The organism is Azospirillum thermophilum (assembly GCF_003130795.1).
Classification (GTDB): domain Bacteria; phylum Pseudomonadota; class Alphaproteobacteria; order Azospirillales; family Azospirillaceae; genus Azospirillum; species Azospirillum thermophilum.
Genome location: NZ_CP029352.1, coordinates 250,262 through 269,106, shown reverse-complemented (window position 1 = coordinate 269,106; position 18,845 = coordinate 250,262). Strand labels below are relative to the sequence as shown.

The 18,845-nt window shown below is 71.1% G+C and carries 17 protein-coding genes; 2 read left to right on the top strand and 15 right to left on the bottom strand.

Going from position 1 to position 18,845, the window contains the following annotated elements:
* Nucleotides 1-9 precede the first annotated feature (9 nt).
* From DEW08_RS01135 to DEW08_RS01125, 3 genes are all read right to left on the bottom strand, one after another.
* Nucleotides 10-294 (bottom strand): DUF2218 domain-containing protein, encoded by a 285-nt coding sequence (locus DEW08_RS01135; RefSeq protein ID WP_109323771.1) that lies wholly within the window; start codon nucleotides 292-294, stop codon nucleotides 10-12.
* Between the two features lie 30 nt (nucleotides 295-324).
* Complete coding sequence (locus tag DEW08_RS01130; RefSeq protein WP_109323769.1) at nucleotides 325-2,544, bottom strand: TonB-dependent receptor; 2,220 nt, start codon at nucleotides 2,542-2,544, stop codon at nucleotides 325-327.
* Nucleotides 2,545-2,827: 283 nt separating this feature from the next.
* Nucleotides 2,828-3,700, bottom strand: a complete 873-nt coding sequence (locus DEW08_RS01125; RefSeq protein ID WP_168220219.1) for a FecR family protein — start codon at nucleotides 3,698-3,700, stop codon at nucleotides 2,828-2,830.
* A 225-nt stretch (nucleotides 3,701-3,925) separates the two neighbouring features.
* On the opposite strand from DEW08_RS01125, the gene DEW08_RS01120 reads away from it, so the two are divergent.
* Together DEW08_RS01120 and DEW08_RS01115 are read left to right on the top strand one after the other, a co-directional pair.
* Nucleotides 3,926-4,441, top strand: a complete 516-nt coding sequence (locus DEW08_RS01120) for an RNA polymerase sigma factor (protein ID WP_109323761.1) — start codon at nucleotides 3,926-3,928, stop codon at nucleotides 4,439-4,441.
* A 197-nt stretch (nucleotides 4,442-4,638) separates the two neighbouring features.
* Complete coding sequence (locus tag DEW08_RS01115; protein WP_109323760.1) at nucleotides 4,639-5,346, top strand: Crp/Fnr family transcriptional regulator; 708 nt, start codon at nucleotides 4,639-4,641, stop codon at nucleotides 5,344-5,346.
* Nucleotides 5,347-5,465: 119 nt separating this feature from the next.
* Here DEW08_RS01115 and cydC read toward each other — a convergent pair whose 3' ends face one another.
* From cydC to DEW08_RS01055, 12 genes are all read right to left on the bottom strand, one after another.
* Nucleotides 5,466-7,196, bottom strand: a complete 1,731-nt coding sequence (gene cydC / locus DEW08_RS01110; protein WP_109323753.1) for a thiol reductant ABC exporter subunit CydC — start codon at nucleotides 7,194-7,196, stop codon at nucleotides 5,466-5,468.
* Complete coding sequence (cydD, locus tag DEW08_RS01105) at nucleotides 7,193-8,920, bottom strand: thiol reductant ABC exporter subunit CydD (protein ID WP_109323752.1); 1,728 nt, start codon at nucleotides 8,918-8,920, stop codon at nucleotides 7,193-7,195. Before cydD ends, cydC begins: the two co-directional genes overlap by 4 nt.
* 16 nt (nucleotides 8,921-8,936) lie before the next feature.
* Entirely contained in the window at nucleotides 8,937-9,053 is a 117-nt protein-coding gene (cydX, locus tag DEW08_RS01100) for a cytochrome bd-I oxidase subunit CydX (RefSeq protein ID WP_109323751.1), read from the bottom strand.
* Between the two features lie 21 nt (nucleotides 9,054-9,074).
* Complete coding sequence (cydB, locus tag DEW08_RS01095) at nucleotides 9,075-10,229, bottom strand: cytochrome d ubiquinol oxidase subunit II (protein WP_109323749.1); 1,155 nt, start codon at nucleotides 10,227-10,229, stop codon at nucleotides 9,075-9,077.
* A 12-nt stretch (nucleotides 10,230-10,241) separates the two neighbouring features.
* Nucleotides 10,242-11,846, bottom strand: a complete 1,605-nt coding sequence (locus DEW08_RS01090; protein ID WP_109323748.1) for a cytochrome ubiquinol oxidase subunit I — start codon at nucleotides 11,844-11,846, stop codon at nucleotides 10,242-10,244.
* A gap of 186 nt (nucleotides 11,847-12,032) precedes the next feature.
* A complete protein-coding gene (locus DEW08_RS01085; RefSeq protein WP_109323747.1) occupies nucleotides 12,033-13,064 on the bottom strand; it encodes an SLAC1 anion channel family protein in 1,032 nt (343 codons plus the stop codon).
* The gene (locus DEW08_RS01080) at nucleotides 13,057-13,410 is read right to left on the bottom strand and encodes a NifB/NifX family molybdenum-iron cluster-binding protein (RefSeq protein WP_109325221.1); all 354 of its coding nucleotides are present in this window, start codon (nucleotides 13,408-13,410) and stop codon (nucleotides 13,057-13,059) included. The genes DEW08_RS01085 and DEW08_RS01080 overlap by 8 nt, the downstream gene beginning before the upstream one ends.
* Nucleotides 13,411-13,526: 116 nt before the next feature.
* The gene (locus DEW08_RS01075; protein WP_245986123.1) at nucleotides 13,527-14,303 is read right to left on the bottom strand and encodes an ABC transporter ATP-binding protein; all 777 of its coding nucleotides are present in this window, start codon (nucleotides 14,301-14,303) and stop codon (nucleotides 13,527-13,529) included.
* Between the two features lie 2 nt (nucleotides 14,304-14,305).
* On the bottom strand, nucleotides 14,306-15,295 hold the full coding sequence (locus tag DEW08_RS01070) for a FecCD family ABC transporter permease (RefSeq protein WP_109323745.1): 990 nt from the start codon (nucleotides 15,293-15,295) through the stop codon (nucleotides 14,306-14,308).
* Nucleotides 15,296-15,298: 3 nt separating this feature from the next.
* Nucleotides 15,299-16,171 (bottom strand): ABC transporter substrate-binding protein, encoded by an 873-nt coding sequence (locus DEW08_RS01065; RefSeq protein ID WP_109323744.1) that lies wholly within the window; start codon nucleotides 16,169-16,171, stop codon nucleotides 15,299-15,301.
* Nucleotides 16,159-16,743 (bottom strand): DUF7676 family protein, encoded by a 585-nt coding sequence (locus DEW08_RS01060; protein WP_109323743.1) that lies wholly within the window; start codon nucleotides 16,741-16,743, stop codon nucleotides 16,159-16,161. Before DEW08_RS01060 ends, DEW08_RS01065 begins: the two co-directional genes overlap by 13 nt.
* 24 nt (nucleotides 16,744-16,767) lie before the next feature.
* Complete coding sequence (locus tag DEW08_RS01055) at nucleotides 16,768-18,615, bottom strand: TonB-dependent receptor plug domain-containing protein (RefSeq protein ID WP_245986054.1); 1,848 nt, start codon at nucleotides 18,613-18,615, stop codon at nucleotides 16,768-16,770.
* Between the last annotated feature and the right edge of the window lie 230 nt (nucleotides 18,616-18,845).

Below are 18,845 nucleotides of genomic sequence, written 5' to 3'. Positions count from 1 at the left end.
GAGGCGGCGTCACGCCGCCCAATCGAGCCGCCTGTCGCCCTCGCGGAAGGCGAAGCGCAGCAGGTGGCTCTCCACCACCGACTGGAGCTCGGCCAGTTCCGCCGCGGTGGGGGCGCTGGCCTCGATGGTCAGCCGGTCGGGAGCCGCCCGCAGCCGGGCCGTGCCGATGGAGAAGCGGCACTCCCCGCCCTCCTCGGTCTCCACCGTCTCGATCTTGTGGGCGAAGTGGCGGCAGAGCTGGGTGGCGTAGCGCTTGCCGTGCTCCGTCTCGAAATGGGCGGTCGAATGCAGCATGCGGGGAGGCTCCCGGTTGTGGTGCGGAGGTCAGAACTTCGCCGAGGCGGTCAGCAGGAAGGTCCGACCCGGCTGGTAGAGCGGGGTGACGGTGCCGAACTCCTGCCCGTAGGTGGCGCGGTCGGCATAGGTCTCGTCGAACAGGTTGCGGACGTCGGCGCGCAGCGTCAGGTTGGAGTACTGCGGGATCCGGTGCTCGACGAACAGGTTGACCGTCTCATAGCCCTTCAGCGGCTTCTGGCCGGCCTGCACCTTGTCGTAGTCCAGCACGATCTCCACGTCGGCGCCGAAGGTCAGCTCCCACTTGGGAATGGTGTGGGCACCGCCGATCGTGTAGACGCGGCCCATCGGGGTGGCGAGGTAGGTGCCGGTGTCGGAGTCGGCGGGCAGTCCGTCGATGGTGACGTCGATGTCGGCGTACTTGGCGCGGACGTGGCCGGTGTCCCAGGCATAGCCGATGGCCACCTCGTAGCCCTTCGACTTGACGTCGCGGGTCAGGGTGCCGCTGCCGGCGGCGAAGCGCGGGGTCCGGGCATCGTCCAGCACGGTGCGGAAGACGCGCCCCTCGGCGGTGAAGCCCTGGTAGCGGGCGGCCAGCCCGGCGGTCACGTTGTCGGCGGTCACCGGCTGCGGGCCGGCGCCATAGCGCCAGGCCGGGTTCATCACGAAGTTCTCGGCAAGCTGCACGCCGCCCCAGCTCCGCGAATAGCCGGCCTTGGCCGTCAGGTACTCCGGCCACACGTCCACTTCGCCGGAGATGTTGTGGCTGACGCCGCTGTTGCTCCACGTCTCGCCGGTGGTGCCTTCGAACCACTGCTGGTCGGCGCGCAGGCCGAAGGACAGCCGCACCCGCTCGACCGGGGTCAGACGCGCCTGGCCGTAGACGCCGACGTTGCGGGCCTTCTCCACCGCCGTCATCGTCCGGTCTTCGTAATTGGCGCGGTCGACGTAGAAGTCTGTGCCGGCGGTGACGGTGCCGAGGCCGACGCCGAAGGCGTTCTCCAGCTTGCCGTTGAAGGAGCTGGTCGCGCCCTTGCCGGGATAGCGGCCGGGAACCGTGCTGCTTCCCACCGGCCGGGTGAAGATCGGCGTCTCGATGTCGGTGCGGCCGTAGGCGACGACGACCTTGGGGTTCCACAGGTCGGTCGGCTGGCTGTCGGTGTAGGTGAAGACGAGGTTCTGGCGGTCCAGCGTGTAGTCGCGCACCCGCGGTTCCCAGGCCGGCCGGCCGGCGATGAAGCCGGTGTTGGCGCGGAAGGGACGCGGCGCGTCGTCATAGACCCGCTCGTAGCTGAGCTGGAGGCGGTGGCCGGCGTCGGTCTCGTAGGCGAGCTTGCCGAGACCGCTCTTCAGGTCGGTCGCGCTGCCCTCGACCTTGTGGCCATCGCCGTCCTTGAAGCGGCCGCCCTTGCCGTAGGTGAAATAGCCGAGCCCCTCCAGCCCCTGGTGGCGGCCGTAACCGGCCACGCTGTTGGTGAACACCGATCCGTTGGTGCCGAAGCTGGACTTGACGAAGGCCCCGACGCCGTCGCCGGCCAGGAAGTCGCGGGCGTCCTTGGTCTCATAGACGATGGAGCCGGCCAGCGCCCCCGGCCCGGCATCGGCCGGAGCCACGCCGGCATCGACGCGCGCCGACTTCAGGAAGGCGGGGTCGATCAGGGTGGTGCCGTTGTGGTGGAAGACCTTGTTGTTCTGCCGGCTGCCGTCGATGCTGACGGACAGGTTGGTCTCCTCCACGCCGTTGACGTAGACCTTCTGCGACATCGGGACGGAGCTGCCGACGCGTACCCCCGGCTCGCCGGCGAAGACGTCGCGGATGTCCTGGGGGTTCTTGCGCTCCAGTTCCTCCTTGGTGACGACGATCTGCGCCGGGCCGGTCGGCGCCGGGGAGGACGCGGATGCCGACACCGAGACCGGGCCCAGCACCACCGCGTCACCCGATGCGGCGGGGGCCGGAGCCAGCGTGACGCTGGCCGGACCGGTCAGGCGATAGGTGACCCCGGTGCCGGCCAGCAGGGCGCTCAGCGCCTCGGCCGGCGGCATGGTGCCGCTGACCGGGCGGGAGGTCCGCCCGTCGGTCAGCGTGCCGGGATAGCCGACCTGCCAGCCGGTCTGCCGGCTGAAGGCGTCGATCGCGCTGCGCAGAGGCTGCGCAGGCAGAGAGAAGGCCGCCGGGCCGTCGGCCGGCGCACCCTGTTGGGCTGCCGCGGGCGTCGCCGTCAGCGCGACGCCAAGCGCGGTGGAGGCCATCAATGCAGCAAACAAATACCCGGCGATCCGGGACCGGTTGAAGTTTGACTCTTCGATTATGGATGCCGTACGGCGGACCATTCCCTGCGACTCCCGTCATAGGCTGGGGTGGGGATTTCAATTGCAGGCCGTCGAGCCCGCCTCCCCCTGTTCGCCAGACGTCCGGGGTTGCGGCACCTCACAAAAAAAGTTGCGACTGCTTCTCAGAATCAGGCGGCCGGGCGCCGGACGGGTCAGCGCAGCACGATGATGCCGGCCGGCAAGACCGTCATCCGCGCGCCGATCATGCCGGCCAGCGCGGCCAGCGCTCCGGCCGGGTCGTCCAGCCGGTAGTTCCCGCTGACGGGCTGCGACGCGACGTGGTCGTCCAGCAGCAGGATCGGCGCGGGATGATAGCGCCGCAACGTCTCGACCACCGTTGCGAACCGCTCGTTGTGGAAGGCATAGCGGCCGTCCCGCCACGACAGCGCCGCGGCCGGTCGGCATGGTGCTGCATCGTCAGGCCGAGCGCGGTGGCGGTCAGCCGGTCGCCGGGAGCCAGCGTCACCGGCTGTCCCGGATCGTCCAGCCGGCTGACCGTCACCCGACCGTGCTCCAGGAAGACCGTATCCTCGCGCCGGTCCGACTGGACGGTGAAGGCGGTCCCCGTCACCTCGACCGTACTGAATCCGGCGGCGACGCGGAACGGGCGGGCGGGATCGCGGACGACGTCGAAATAGGCACGGCCGCGCATCAGCGCCACCCGGCGCTCCGTCCCGGTGAACGCCAGTGCCACGGCGCTGTCGCTGTCAAGGATCAGGCGGGAACCGTCGGGCAGCACCACGTCCCGCCGCTCGCCGGTGCCGGTGCGGTGGTCGGCGCTCCAGCGGACCCGCAGGTCGGGATAGAGGTGGGTGCCGACCACGGCCAGCAGCAGGGCCGCAGCCATCGCGCCCAGCCAGGCCCGCCGCCGCGGCCGGGCCGGCAGCGGGGTCGCCGGATAGTGTGCCAGGGTCGCACTGCGCAGCTCCGGCAGGGCGCCGACCTCCGTCAGCCGGTCGAACGCCTCGGCGTGACGGGGATCGCTCTGCCGCCAGGAGCGGTAGGCGGCCAGCGTCGCCGGGTCGGCCGGAGAGTCGAGCAGCCGGACGAACCAGTCGAGCGCCGCATCGGTCACCGGGTCCGCATGCCGGTAGCCTTCCTCGGGCCTCTTTGCGTCTGCCTTGTCCTGCGTCACCCGCGTCGCCTGCCGTCCGTCGTCCTGGTCCCGTAACTTAGACGTTCGAGACCGGGACCACCACAATCGTGCCGGACCTGCCCGCGGCCGGCTTGACATCACAAAATGAGAATGATTATCAGTTTCGTGAACGAGGAAGCGCACAGCGCGACGGATAGGCCGACCATGCCCGCAAGTCTGACCGCCATCTATCTGGATCACCGTCAATCGCTGCTGGGGCGGGCCCTGCGGATCGTCCGCGACGTGCCGACCGCGGAGGACGTGATCCAGGAAAGCTACCTCCGGGCTTGCAGCGCGGCGCAGCGGGGACCGATCGACAACATCGCGGCCTTCCTCCACCGCACCGTCCAGAACCTGGCCCTCGATCATATCCGCCGCCGCCGGACCCAGGAACGGTTCGAGGCGCCGGCATCGGACTCCGTCGATCCGCTGGAGATCGCCTGCACCTCCCCCTCGGTGGAGGACCGGCTGCTCCACCGCGAACGGCTGACGCAGTTCATGGGCGCCATGGACACGCTGCCGGACCGCGCCCGCCGGGTCTGGGTGCTGAACCGGGTGGAGGGCATGTCCTATCCCCAGATCGCGGCCCATCTCGGCGTTTCGCAGGGCACCGTGTTCAACGACATGAAGCTGGCGATGGGGCATTTCCTCGACGCCCTGTCCCGCGCCGACCGCGCCTGAGGCGGGCCGCCGGCATCGGCAAGGGCCGCCTGGCTTCCCTGTCCCCCGGCGCGGCCCGGCTGCCCTCCGCGAACCGGAAAGGCCGGCCGGCGGATGCGCGAGACGGGACACCCGTTGCCGTGCTTGCCAAATGCCGGACGGTGTCCCATTTTGCGCCATGATCCCGCCTGCCTTCTCTGCGCCCTGGACGCAGCGCCGTGCGTAACAGTCAAATCGAGGCCGCCTGGAAGGGCATCGCCGAATGCCGCAAATGCGGAATTCGCGATCTGGTGCTGTTCGCGGATCTGACCGAGCCCGATTTCAAGCTGGTGCATCTTCCCATCGACGAACTGCAGTTCCAGCCGGGCAGCAGCCTGTACGAGGCCGGCGACGAGGGGCGCGCCGTCTTCACCATCCGCAGCGGCCTCGTCAAGCTGGTGCAATATCTGCCGGACGGGACCCAGCGCATCGTCCGCCTGCTGCGCCCCGGCGCGGTCGCCGGCCTGGAGGTGCTGGTCGGCAGCGCCTACGAGCACGCCGCGATCATCCTGCAGGAGGTTGCGGCATGCCGGATTCCGCGTGAGGTGGTGGAGCGGCTGAACCACGCCACGCCACGACTGCACCGGCAGCTCATGCAGCGCTGGCACCAGTCGGTGCGTCAGGCCGATGAATGGTTGACGGAGCTGTCCACCGGCAGCGCGCGCCAGCGGCTCGCCCGTCTTCTGCTCCAGCTCTGCGCCGATCACCCGGACCGCCCGGTGCGCGTCTTCAGCCGCGAGGATCTCGGCGCCATGCTCGGCATCACCATGGAAACGGCCAGCCGTACCGTAGCGGAGTTCAAGCGGAGCGGGCTGGTCGCCGAGAAGGGACCCAACCTGGTGCTCTGCAACCTGCCGGCCCTGCGCAAAGCCGCCCTGGCCGAATAGGCTAGGCAGGTTTCTCCAGATCGGACCACACATGGCCCGGCCTGGAGAAACCTGCAAAACCCAGAGATTCGCAGGTTTTCCGAGCCCGCCCATGTGTGGGCGGAGTTCGGAAAACCTGCTTAGACGAAGCTGCGCTCCAGGAAGCGGCGGAAGGGACCGTCGCGTCCCGCGAGCGTGCGGGGGTCGCCCTGCTCCAGCACGCGCCCGCGGTCCAGCACCGCCACATGGTCCATCAGTTCCAGCCCGGTCGGCCGGTGGGTGATCAGCAGGATCGTGCGGCCGGTCTCCTCCGTCAGCAGACGGCCGAGCATCGCCTGCTCCGTCGCCGGATCCAGCCCTTCCCCCGGCTCGTCGAGCACCAGCAGCGGGCCATCGCCCAGCAGGGCCCGCGCCACTGCCAGCCGGCGGGCCTCGCCGCCCGACATCGGCCGGCCGCCGGCCCCGATCATCGTCTCCAACCCGTCCGGCAGCCCGGCGAGCCACCCGCCGAGCCCGGCCTTGCCGCAGGCCTCCACCATCGCAGCCTCGTCCGCGTCGGGGGCAGCCACCGCCAGATTGCGCCTCACCGACCCCGCCAGCAGATGCGGCGTCTGCGGCGCCACCGCCAGCCACGCAGCGGCGGCGCCGTCCCGGACCGGCCGGCCGTCCAGCTCCAGCGCGCCGCTCTCCGGTCGCAGGAAGCCGGCAAGCAGGGCGACCACCGTGCTCTTGCCCGACCCGCTCGGCCCGACGAGCGCGACGCGGCTGCCGGGCGGCAGATCCAGCGTCAGCCCGTCGAGCGCCAGGGCCGCCGCCCCCGGGTAGCGCAGCCGCACCGCCTCCAGCCGGACATGCGGCGCGGCGCGCCGATCCACGGCGGCCGGCACCTCCGCCGCGGCCGGGCCGGACGCGTCACCGTCGAGCAGCGGCCGGACGCGCTCGCTCGCCGCAGCCAGTGCGCCCCAGGCCTGGAAGGCGCTGGCCAGCGGTCCCACCGCCTCGACGCTCGCCAGCCCCAGGAAGGCCAGCAGCGCCAGATCCGGGGCGGCCAGCGCGCCGACGACGACCTGCGGAGCGCCGACCAGCAGCACTGCCCACAGCAGGAGCGAGCCGAGCGCCTGCGCGCCCGCCACGCCAAGGGCATCCTGCCGCGTCGCCCGCCGTTGCGCCGCCTCCAGCCGGGACTGCAGCCCGTCCATCCGGGCGCCGTGGCGGTCGGTGGCGGCGAAGGCCGCCAGTTCCTCCCGCCCCTCCGCCATGTCGACCGCCCACACGCGCAGGGCGCTCGCCGCCGCCACCGCCTCGCGGCCCGGCCGGCGTCCCGCCAGCGCCAGCAGGGCCGGCAGCCCGACCCCGCCGAGCAGCAGCCCCCCGGCGATCACCGCGGCGATGGCGGGGGCGAGGCTCCAGCCATAGGCGACCACCGCCGCCCCCACCAGCAGGGCGGCGGCCGACGGGACCAGCACCTGCAGATAGGCCCGCTGCAGGCTGTCGAGATCGCCGCCCAGCCGCGCGGCGAGGTCGCCGCTGTGCAGGCCGGGCAGGCCGAAGGGCAGCCGCGGCGCCAGCGCCAGGAAGACGCGCGCCCGCAGCGCCCCGATCAGCCGGAAGGTGGCCTCATGCGTCGCCAGCCGCTCCAGATAGCGCCCGCCGGTGCGCAGGATGGCGCAGCCGCGGATCAGCGAGGAGGGCAGGAAGACGTTGTAGGCGGCGCCCGCGGCGCCGGCGAGCGCCATGCCGGTGAGGAACCAGCCGGACACCGCCATCAGCGCGATGTTGGCGAGCATGGAGACCACGGCCAGCGCCAGCCCGGCCGCTGCCCGGCGCCGGTTGCCCTTCAGCAGCCCGGCCAGGAAGATCAGCGTTCTCATGCCCGCCCCGCCGCCGTCAGCGCGCCGAGCAGGGGCGAGCGCGGCCCCGCCAGCCGGGCGAACGGGCCATCCGTTCCGCTGAGGACGGCGAAGCTCCCCTCCTGCGGGATCCGCCCTCCCGACAGCACCAGGATGCGGTCGGCGGCGCGTACCGTGGTCAGCCGGTGGGCGACCACCAGCACGGTGCGGTCGCGCCGCAGCTCGTCGAGGGCGGCGACCAGCGCCTCCTCGCTCTCATGATCGAGGCTGGCGGACGGCTCGTCGAGCAGGACCAGCGGGCTCCCCATCAGGAAGGCGCGGGCCAGCGCGACGCGCCGGATCTCGCCGCCCGACAGCCCGGCCCCCCGCTCGCCGAGCATCGTCCGGTAGCCCTCGGGCAGCCGCTCGATGAAGCCGTCGGCATGGGCGCGGCGGGCGGCGGCACGCACCTCCTCCTCCCCGGCGTCGGGCACGCCGAGCCGGATGTTGTCGGCGACCGTGCCGGCGAACAGATGGGGCTGCTGCGGGATCCAGGCGGGCGGAGTCGGCAGTGCATCGGGCGCGAGCCCGCCGATCCGCACCTCTCCGCTCCACGGCCGGTGATGGCCGCGCAGCAGGCCCATGACCGTGCTCTTGCCCGCACCGCTCGCCCCGACCAGCGCCGTCAGGCTGCCGGGCTCCAGGACGAAGGACAGGCCGTCCAGCACAGGCGGCCGGTCCGCCAGATGGCCGAAGCGCAGGTCCCGCACCTCCACCCGCGGCGCCCCGGCGGCCACCGCGGGAGCGGCCGGCCGGAGAGCTGCGGCCGGGGCGTCCAGCAGCGGGGCCATCTGGGCCGCGGCACCCAGCGCCTCCATCCGCGCATGGTAATGGGCGCCGAGAGAGCGCAGGGGCAGGTAGAATTCCGGAGCGAGCAGCAGAATGAACAGGCCGCGCTGGTAGGGCATCTCGCCCCACAGCAGTGCGAAGCCGATGAACAGGGCGACCATCGCGATGCTGACCGTCGCCAGGAATTCGAGCACCAGCGCCGACAGGAAGGCGACGCGCAGGACCCGCATGGTGCGCTGGCGGTACAGCTCCGCCGAACCCGCCACCTGTGCCGCCTCGCGCGGCACGGCGCCGAACAGGCGCAGCGTCGGCAGCGCCTGCACCGCGTCCAGAAGATAGGCCGACAGGCGTGCCAGCGTCGCCCATTGCTCCAGGTTCAGCCGCTCCGCCCCGCGGCCGATCAGGATCATGAAGACGGGGATCATCGGCGCCGTCAGCGCAAGGATCAGCGCCGACAGCCAGTCGAGCGGCAGGACGGCGGCGAGGATCGCCAGGGGCAGGAAGACCGCCTGGGCCATCGCCGGCAGGTAACGGGACACGAAGGGGTCGAGCGCCTCCACCCCCTCCACCATCAGGCTGGCGAAGCTTCCGGCGTCCGCCCCGCCCGGGCCGCGGGCGACGGCCGAGCGCAGCATCTGCCGCACCTGCCCCTTGATCGCGATGGCGGCGTCGGCGGCGGCCACCGTCGCCAGCCACAGCAGCCCCGCCCGCGCCAGCAGCACGGGCAGGACCGCCAGCAGGCGGGAGAGGGGAACCGGCTGCGTCCCGAACACCACGTCGTTCAGGATGCCGGCGATCAGCCAGGCCTGCAGGATCAGCAGGACGCCCGCCAGCCCGTGGGCGGCGACGGCCAGCGTCAGCCGCCGCCGCTGGCCGGGCAGCAGGTCGGACAGGGGACGGGGGGTGCCGCGCGCCATCGCCGCCGGCCGCCGGCTATGTCCGGCCTGCCGTGCGTCCCTGCACGGCGTCCTCCGCCTCCAGCCACAGCACGTTGATGATGCCGAGCGACAGGGCGGCCGTCAGGCCGAGGACCCAGGTGAAATACCACATGATCGTCTCCTCTCCCGGAAGTCAGTAGGCGGTGGAGCTGTCGGCCTCGATCGCGTCGACCGTGACCTTGCCCCACATCCGGGCATAGCACCAGACGGTGTAGGCCAGCACCAGCGGCAGGAACACCAGCACGGCCCAGAACATCACGGTCAGCGTCAGGTGGCTCGACGGGGCATCCCAAACGGTCAGGCTTGAGCCCGGATGGGTGCTCGACGGCATGATGAAGGGGAACATCGACAGCCCGGCGGTGCCGATGATGCCGGTCATCGACAGCGCGCTGGCGACGAAGGCAAGCCCCGGCCGGCCGGCGTGGCTCAGCAGCATGGCCAGCAGCGCCCCGGCGAACCCGGCGGCCGGGGCCAGAATCGCCACCGGCAGCCGCCCGTAGACGTCGAGCCAGGCCCCCGGCGCCCTGACCACCTGCTTGGCGAGCGGGTTCGGCAGGGCGTCCAGCGCCGGCTGGCTCACGATGCGGTAGCCGTCGACGCCGAAGGCCACCCACAGCCCGGCCAGCGCGAAGCCCGCGACCACCAGCAGGCCCATCACCCGGACCGCCCGCCGCGCCCGGCCGGCAACCGGGTCCTCCGTGCGCATCTGCAGCCAGATCGCGCCATGCATGGTCAGCATGGCGACGCTGATCAGCCCGGCGAGCAGCGCGAACGGGTTGAGCAGAGGCAGCAGCGCCGTCAGCAGCGCCCCCTCGTAATGGGCGCGCAGCAGGGAGTCGAGGTGGAAGGGCACGCCCTGCAACAGGTTGCCGAAGGCGACGCCGAAGACCAGGGCGGGGACCAGCCCGCCGGTGAACAGGCCCCAGTCCCAGGCGTTGCGCCAGCGCCGGTCGGCGATCTTGGAACGGTAGTCGAAGCCGACCGGCCGGAAGAACAGGGCGAACAGCACCAGCAGCATCGCCATGTAGAAGCCGGAGAAGGCGGCGGCATAGACCGCGGGCCAGGCCGCGAAGATCGCCCCGCCGGCGGTGATCAGCCAGACCTGGTTGCCGTCCCAATGCGGTCCCACCGTGTTGATGACGACACGGCGCTCGCCGTCGTTGCGGCCGACGAAGGGCAGCAGGATGCCGACCCCCATGTCCATGCCGTCGGTGACGGCGAAGCCGATGAGCAGCGCACCGACCAGCACCCACCAGACGAGCTTCAGCGTCTCGTAATCGAGGATCATGACGGAGTCTCCTCACTCGGCCGGGGTGGGCATGGCGGTTCCGATGGCGCCGGCGCTCGGGCGCCCCGGACCGCGCTCCCCGAAATAGCGCCCGGTGCCGAGCGAGGCCGGCCCCTTGCGCGCGAAACGGACCATCAGGAACAGCTCGATCGCCAGCAGCCCGGTGTAGAAGGTGAGGAAGCCGGCCAGGCTGAAGATCAGGTCTCCCTTGGTCAGGGTCGAAGTGGCGAGGAAGGTCGGAAGCACCTCGCCGATCGCCCAGGGCTGCCGCCCGAACTCGGCGACGAACCAGCCGACCTCGCAGGCGATCCAGGGCAGCGGGATGGCCGCCACCAGTGCCCGCAGCAGCCAGCGCTGCTCCACGATGGTCCGGCGCATGTTGAACCAGAAGGCGGCGAAGATCAGCGCCAGCATGGTGAAGCCCAGCGCCACCATCACCCGGAAGCTGAAGAACAGCGGCGCCACCGGCGGGATGGTGTCGCGCGCGGCCCGGGCCACCTGCTCGTCCGTCGCATCGACCACCGCGGCGGTGTAGCGCTTCAGCAGCAAGCCGTAACCGAGGTCGGCCTTGTGCGCGGCGAAGGTCTTCGCGACCTCCTCCGACCGATCGCCGGCCCGCAGCGTCTCCAGGTTGGCGTAGGCGACCATGCCGCTGCGGATGCGCGCCTCGTGCTGGCGGGTGAGGTCGTTCAGCCCGGTCACCTGCCGGTCGGTCGAGCGCGTGGCGATCAGTCCCAGCAGCCAGGGGAGCTTCACCGCATGATCGGTCTCCATCGTCTCGTCGTTGGGCAGGCCGAACAGGGTGAAGGCGGCCGGGGCCGGCTCGGTGTGGTATTCCGCCTCGATGGCCGCCAGCTTGGTCTTCTGGACGTCCCCCAGCTCGTACCCGCTTTCATCGCCGAGAACGATGACCGACAGCACCGCCGCGACCCCGAAGCCCGTCGCGACCGACAGGGACCGCTTGGCGAAGGCCATGTCGCGCCCTTTCAGCAGGTACCAGGCGCTGATGCCCATCACGAACATGGCGGCGGTGACGTAGCCGGCGGCCACCGTATGCACGAACTTCACCTGCGCCACCGGGTTGAACAGCAGTTCGGCGAAGCTCGTCATCTCCATGCGCATGGTCTCGGCCGAGAACTCCGCCCCCACCGGGTTCTGCATCCAGCCATTGGCGACGAGGATCCACAACGCCGACAGGTTCGATCCCAGCGCCGTGAAGAAGGTCACCGCAAGGTGCTGTCGCTTCGAAAGCTTGTCCCAGCCCAGGAAGAACAGGCCGATGAAGGTGCTTTCGAGGAAGAACGCCATCAGCCCTTCGATCGCCAGCGGCGCGCCGAAAACATCGCCGACATAATGGGAGTAATAGGCCCAGTTGGTTCCGAACTGGAATTCCATCGTCAGGCCGGTGGTGACGCCCAGGGCGAAATTGATGCCGAACAGCTTGCCCCAGAACTTCGTCATGTCCTTGTAGACGATGTTTCCGGTGATGACGTAGACGGCCTCCATCATGAACAGCATCCATGACAGGCCCAGCGTCAGGGGCACGAACAGGAAATGGTACATGGCCGTCGCGGCGAACTGCCAGCGCGACAGCTCTACGAAGGTGTCGTCGATCATGCTGAACTCCAGGCCGGTAAGGCGCGGTCCCCGGCTCAAGGGGGGCCGTACGTAGGCGAAGCGAATTCTGGCGAAGGCCGGCCTGGGCTTCTTGAAGAATTCTCAATTTCCCGAAAAATTATTGGCTGCAAACGAAAAGCGCCCCGCCGGCAGGGAAGCCGACGGGGCGCCGCATCCCGCGGCAGGTCACTGCTCCGGCCGGCAGAACTCTCCGCGTCGTACGCCGGCCAGCGTCCGGATCGCCAGCCCGCCGACCACCAGGACCAGCAGCCCGTACAGCCCGGTTCCGGCGGCCGCATAGACCCGGGAGCCGGCAAGACCGGCCATCTGGCTGGTCGCGATCGTGAAGGCGGCAAGCGGGAAGGAATAGGCCCACCAGGACAGGGTGAAGGGCAGCCTGGAGAATCGCCCCAGTTGCGGCAGCAACAGCAGGAAGAAGAACACCGCCCAGAAATAGAGCAGCCTGCCGAACGGATCGATCCCGCCGGTCAGCGCGACGTAGGAGATGAAGCCGGCGGACGGCGGCGCCAGCAGGATGAACAGGGTGGGCACCATCCGCCCCGGCAGGGGGCTGTGGAAGATCAGCCGGTACATCACGATGGTGAGCAGCACGATCCAGAACAGCAGGCCGACGGCGAAGAAGAACCAGGACAGGTCCGGCGGGGCATGATGCACGCCGGCGATGGGAACCAGCACATTGCCCACCACCGGGATGAACCAGGCCGGGTTCAAGTGCGCGATCTCGTAACGGGCATGGTTGATCCAGGCCGTGATCACCAGAACGGTCAGGACGAGATGCGCCGCCGCCCCGGCCGCCCAAAGCCCGAAGGACAGGCCGGCGTCCACCCCCTGCGCCGCGGTGGCCAGCAGGATGGCGCTGATCGAGATGGTGGGGAAGAAGCAGATCCGGACCGGATGGCTCCACTCCGCCCGGACGGCCTCCGGATGACGGATCACCTTGCAGAGATAGGTCGCGGACAGCAGCAGGAAGACCGCGGCGGTCAGGGCGAACAACGCCGTCCCGGCTCCCGCCGGCAGGCCGTGGGCGGCTTCCATGCGCTGGGTGGCGGCGGTCAGGCCGCTCAACCCCATCACGGCGGAGAAGAAGGAGACCGGAAACTCGCCGAGGCGGGAAAACGGCTCCGCGCCGTGGTCCGACACGGGCCGGGCTGCAGCCGCCGCTGGCTCGGGCGATCCGGCGACCCGCACATCAGCCATGATGGCCGCACTCCTCGTGCGCCGCGGCCGGACGCAGCGCGCCGCCCAGATAGGCGGCAACCGCGGTGCGCGGATCGGTCTCGCCGGTGGCCACGGCATGGACCCCCCGCTCGCGCATCCGGGCGATGAAGCCCGGCCCGGCACTGCCGGCGATCACCACGTCCACCTCGTCCAACGGGTGAGGGCCGCCGGCGAAATCGTGAAAGGCCAGTTCCCGGGGCAGATCCAGCCGCCCCGTCTCGACCGGCTCGGACCCCGGCGTTCCTTCGAACAGCAGGAAGCGGCGGGTCTTGCCCGCATGCGCCGTGACGGTCCGGAAATTCTGGCTGGCGATGGCGAACTTCATGACGATCTCCGAGAACGGACTTTCCATTAGGAAATCGCGATACAGGGGTCGATGTCGTTGAGAATCATCAAGCCCCGGTATCGGGCCGCCAATATCGGGGGGCCGATCCCCGGCGCTCAAGCGGACCGGTCGTGTCCCGGACGGGGAAGCACCACCGGGATGCCGGCCGCCCGCGTCACCGCGAAGGGGACGCCGTAGGCCTCCTGCAGCAGGGGGGAGGTCAGAACCGACGCGGCATCTCCCGCGACCACGCGCCGGTCCGGCATCATCAGGACGAGCTCGTCGCAGTACCTTGCGGCAAGCGACAGATCGTGGAGCACGACGACGACGGCGCGGTTCCGCCCCGCCGCCTCGGCACGCAGCAGCGCCATGATGCGGAGCTGGTGGCCGGGATCGAGCGCCGCCGTCGGTTCGTCGGCGAGCAGCACCGGAGCGTCCGTCGCCAGGACCCTCGCCAGCATCACGCGCGCCCGCTCGCCACCCGACAAGGTCGGCACCGCGCGCGCCGCCAGCGCGGCGACGCCGGTCGCCGCCATGACCCGCTCGATCACGTCTTCATCCGCCCGTCCCAGCCGTCCGAGCGGACCGAGATGCGGCAGCCGCCCCAGCGCCACCGTGCGGCGGACCGTCAGCGGCCAATGGACGAGGTGGCCTTGCGGCAGATAGCCGAGCAGCTTCGCCCGCGCGCGCACATCCGCCGGCAGCGGCTGCCCCGCGAAGCGGACGTCGCCGTCATGGGGCAGCAGGCCGGCGACCGCCCGGAGCAGGGTGGACTTGCCGGCGCCGTTCGGCCCGATCAGTCCGGTGACGGCGCCGCGCCGGGCCGTGAAGCCGGCATCGGTCAGGATGGGGCGTTCCCCCAGGCGCAGGGTGATTCCGCGGGCCGACAGCATCGTCACCACGCCTCCCGCCGGGCGCGCAGGATGAGGAACAGGAAGAAGGGCGCGCCGACCAGCGAGGTGAGGACGCCGAGCATGACCTCCTGCGCGGTGGGGATCAGGCGGGACACCAGGTCGGCCAGCGTCACCAGCACCGCCCCGCCGAGCGCGCTCGGCAGCAGCAGGCGGCCGGGCTCGTGCCCGACCAGGGGACGCAGCAGATGCGGCACCACCAGCCCGACGAAGCCGATCGAGCCGGACACCGCCACCGACGCCCCGACCGCCGCGGCGCTGCCGCCCACGACGGCCAGCCGCAGCCTTGTCAGGTCGATCCCCAGGCTGCGGGCTGCATCCTCGCCCAGGGCAAGGGCATCGAGCCCGCGGCCGGTGGCGAGCAGCAGGCCGCCGCCGGCCAGGATGAAGGGAAAGGCGGTCAGCGCATCGCCCGGCGTGCGGTCCTTCAGCGATCCCATCAGCCACAGCAGCATCTCCGTGACGGCATAGGGATTGGGGGCGAGGTTCATGGCCAGCGAAGTGAGCGCGATGGCGAGGCTGGAGAGCGCGATCCCCGCCAGGATGAGAGTCAGGCTGCCGCCGTCGCGGGCGGCGACCGCCAGCAGGAGCCCGGTCGCAAGGACGGCGCCGGTCATCGCCATGCCGGGGAGCGCATAGGGCGACAGCGCCGCGAAGCCGAAATAGAAGGCGACGACAGCGCCGAGGCCGGCGCTCGCCGAGACGCCGATCAGCCCCGGCTCGGCCAGCGGGTTGCGCAGCAATCCCTGGAGCGCCGCGCCGGCGATGCCCAGCGCCGCGCCGACCTCGATCCCGAGCAGCAGCCGCGGCAGGCGGATCTCGCGGACGACGGCGACCGTCGGCGGGTCCCCGGCACCGAAGACGCCGGCGATCACCTCGGCAGGGGGAAGCGGGGCGTAGCCGGTGGCGAGGCCGGCAACGGATACGGCCAGCAGGGCGGCGGCCAGACCGGAGAGGAGGGGCAACGTGCGCATGGATCAGGGATTTCCGTTCGATGAGACCTGCGGCGGAAGCTGCCGCAGGCCGCGGGCCAGGGTTTCGGCAGCCTCGACGAGGAACCAGCCGCTGCACACCCAGCTCTTGCCGGGCACCGCCACGGTCGGGGTGGCCCGCATCCGGCGGACGAAGGCCGGATGATCCCCGAAGGCCCGGCGCAGCGACCGGTCGGGGCTCTCGAAGAAGCTGGTCACCAGAAGCCGGGGCGGGTTGAGGACGAAACGCTCCAGGTCATAGCCGGTCCAGCCCGACCGCCCCTCGGCGGTCGCCTGGTTGGTCAGACCGACCGCCGTCATCACCTCGTCCACGAAGGTCCCGGCGGCGGCGGTGCCGCCACCCGGACGCAGGTAGAGCGCCGGGCGGCCGGCGCCGGCATCCTCGCCGCGCAGCGCGGCCAGCCGCCGGCCGACCGCGTCGTTCAGTGCCGCGCCGCGGTCGGAATGGCCCAGCGCCTCGGCGACCTCGGCCGTCACCCTTGCGATGTCCTCGAACCGCTCGGCCAGCGGGATGCGCACGATGCGCACGCCGAACCGCTCCAGCAGCTCCAGGGTCTTGTGGTCGCTCCAGCCGTTCGCCAGCACCACGTCGACGCCGAGCGACAGGTAGGCCTCGGCGCTCGGCCGGACCTGCCGGTGGCGGGCCGCCTCGCCGGCCATCAGCGACAGCCAGGGGTCGGTTGCCTGCGGCGACAGGGCGGCGATCTGCTCCGGATCGGCAAGGGCCAGCAGATACTGGTCGCCGCACACCGTGGCCGATGCCGCCCGCGGACCGGCGGCCCAGGCGGCCCCGACGGGCTGCAGGACCGCCGGCAGGGCCAGGACCGCAGCCCCGAGACGCAGCCTCAGCCGCCGCACCGGAACCTGCTCCCGCTGCGGTCGAGCGGATCGGCGTCCAGCCCGAGATAACGCTGACGGAACGCGTCCCACATCGACAGGCGGTTCCAGTCCGGCTCCTTCAGGATGCGGTCGTTCTCGCCGAGGAAGGGGTTGGGAAAGAACAGCGTCATCTGCTGCTCTCCACTGCCGTTGAACAGCCGCAGGCCCCAGCTTCGCGGCGCGCCGTCGGCCCCGAGGACGCGGTACATCTCGGCCCGCGCCGTCCGGCGGATGCGGGCAAGCGCAGGATCGACCGGATTGCGCGGCGTCCCCCGATGGGGACCGATGCAGACGTGGAAATGCCACGCCCCGAAATCGACGGTCAGGTAGCCGTCGAACAGCGACACCTTGCGCGGGGCGTTGGGCGCGTGGATCTCGAAGACGGCCCCCTGGATGAGCGTGCCGAACACGATGTCCCGCCACCACACCTCGAAGGCATCCTTCAGCAGGGCGAACAGCAGGTCCTGATCTGTCGACAGCGGAAAGATCTCGACCCGGCCCATGCCGGGTTCCTCGACGACGTGCGAGGCGATGGAGGATGCGGTATTCATGGGATTCTCCCGGAGATGGCGGCGTCAGAAGCGCGCGGACAGGCCGGCGTAGGCCGAGCGGCCCGGCGTGGCGTGGCCGTAGACTTCCTCGTAGCGGCGGTTGAACAGGTTCTCGACGCGGCCCTGCAGCGTCACCGCGTCGGTCAGGTCGTAGGACAGCCGGAGGTCGGCGGTGAGGAAGGCGCTGCCGGTGCCGTAATTCTCGACCATGTCGCGATAGCGCAGGCCGAGGTTGGCGTAGGCCTCGGGCAGGAAGCGCCAGCCGACCGACGCGCTGCCCTGGTGAAGCGGCAGGTTGCGCAGACGCTGGCCGGTGTTGGCGTTGACCACGCTCTGCCAGGAATAGGCGACGCGGAGATCGGTCGTCGCGCTCGGGCGGGCGGCCAGTTCCAGTTCCATGCCCTGCGCCTTCGTGCGGTCCACGTTGACATAGCCGCCGCCCGAACAGGCCGGGCTGGTCGCCGGGCCGGACAGCCAGTTGATCTGGTCGCGGGTGCTGGCCTGGAAATAGGTCGCGCCGGTGGTCAGCCGCCCGCCCAGCAGCGATTGCTCGACGCCGGCATCCCAGCCGCGGCTGCGCTCCGGCCGCAGATCGTTCCTGCCGTAACAGGGATCGAACCGCTCGTAGAGCGAAGGCGGCTGCCACGCCGTGCCGTAGCTGGAACGCAGGGTCGTCCCGGTTTCCCCGATCCGGTAGGCGGCGCCGAGCCGCCAGGTTCCCTTGCCCCCGTAATCGGTGTGGCGGTCGCCGCGGATCGTCGCCGACAGGTCGAGCGGCGCCACCGGCGTCACGCCGACGGTGGCGAAGGCGCCGCTGCGCCAGTTGTGCGCCCGAATGTCCGGCGCGCGCGGCGCGAAGCCCGGCGTGTGCTGCTCCATGCTCTCCCGGGTGGCGTCGGCGCCGTAGCCCAGCGACAGCCGGTCGGACAGCTTGGCATTGGCAACGTAATCGAGGCGCGTCTTGTGGCCGTCGTAGGTGTCGCCCCTGGTGCCCTCGCCCCAGTATTGCCGGGTGTTGGTGGTGTTGGCGACCCCGAAGCCGTGGACCAGCCTGCCGCCCAGGCTGTCGAGCGAGCCGCCCAGGCGCAGGAACCGTTCGGTCTCGTCGCGCGACCAGTCGTTGTCGCGGGTGGCCGGATCGTAGGTCAGGGTTTTGCGCTGGTAGCGCGCCGTCGCGTCGAGGCGCAGCGTCTCTGTCGCCTGGATGCCGAGCCGGCCGGCGGCGGCCCACTGCCGGAACGGGTCCTTCTCCTGTCCGCCGCGGTGGCGGCTGAAGTCCGAGTAGCCGCCGGAATGGGTTCCGGACAGGGATAGCCGGTAGTCGACCCGGTCCTGCGCCCCCGACAGCGAGGCGTTGCCCCGCTTGGTGTCGTAGCTGCCGTATTCGGCCCCGACCCGCCCGCTCAGCGGACCGGTCGGCCGCCGGGTGGTGATGTTGACCACGCCGCCGCCGGCATCCGGTCCGAAGCGGCCGGGCTGCGGACCGCGCAGGACCTCGATGCGCTCGATGTCGGCCGTGTCCATCTCGCCGGCCGGATATTGCGACTGCGACTGGCTGGTGTCGCTCATCTCGACGCCGTCGATGAAGAAGCGGGTGTTGCGCGGCCCCAGCCCGCGCAACCGCACGGTCTGCGCGCCGCCCGGCGCCTGCCGGCCCGACAGGCTGACGCCGGGAACCAGCCTCAGCGCATCGTCGAGCCGGCGGATCTGCTGCCGCTCGATCTCCTCGGCGCCGATCACGCTGGAACTCGTGGTCGCCTGCTCCTGGGGCACCGTCACTTCGGCCGGGGCCGTCACCTCCAGCGGCACGAGCCGAAGCTCATCGGCCGATGCGGAGGCGGCCGATGCGGAGGCGGCCGATGGAGGGGCCATTCCAGCCGTGCCCCCGAGAACCGCCAAGGTGAGTCGAACGAGAAAACGCCTTTTTGAACAGCTTGTCTGCATGTCCTGCCACGTCCTGCTGCAGGCATGGAGGCGCGTTCGGGCAAGCGGTGCGGCCGAACAGCCGCCCGTCCGGGCCGCACATCCATGCCGGCCCCGGAAGACCGGGACCGTTGCGTTGAACGGGCGTTGCCGAATGGACGCCACGACGCGGGGCCCCG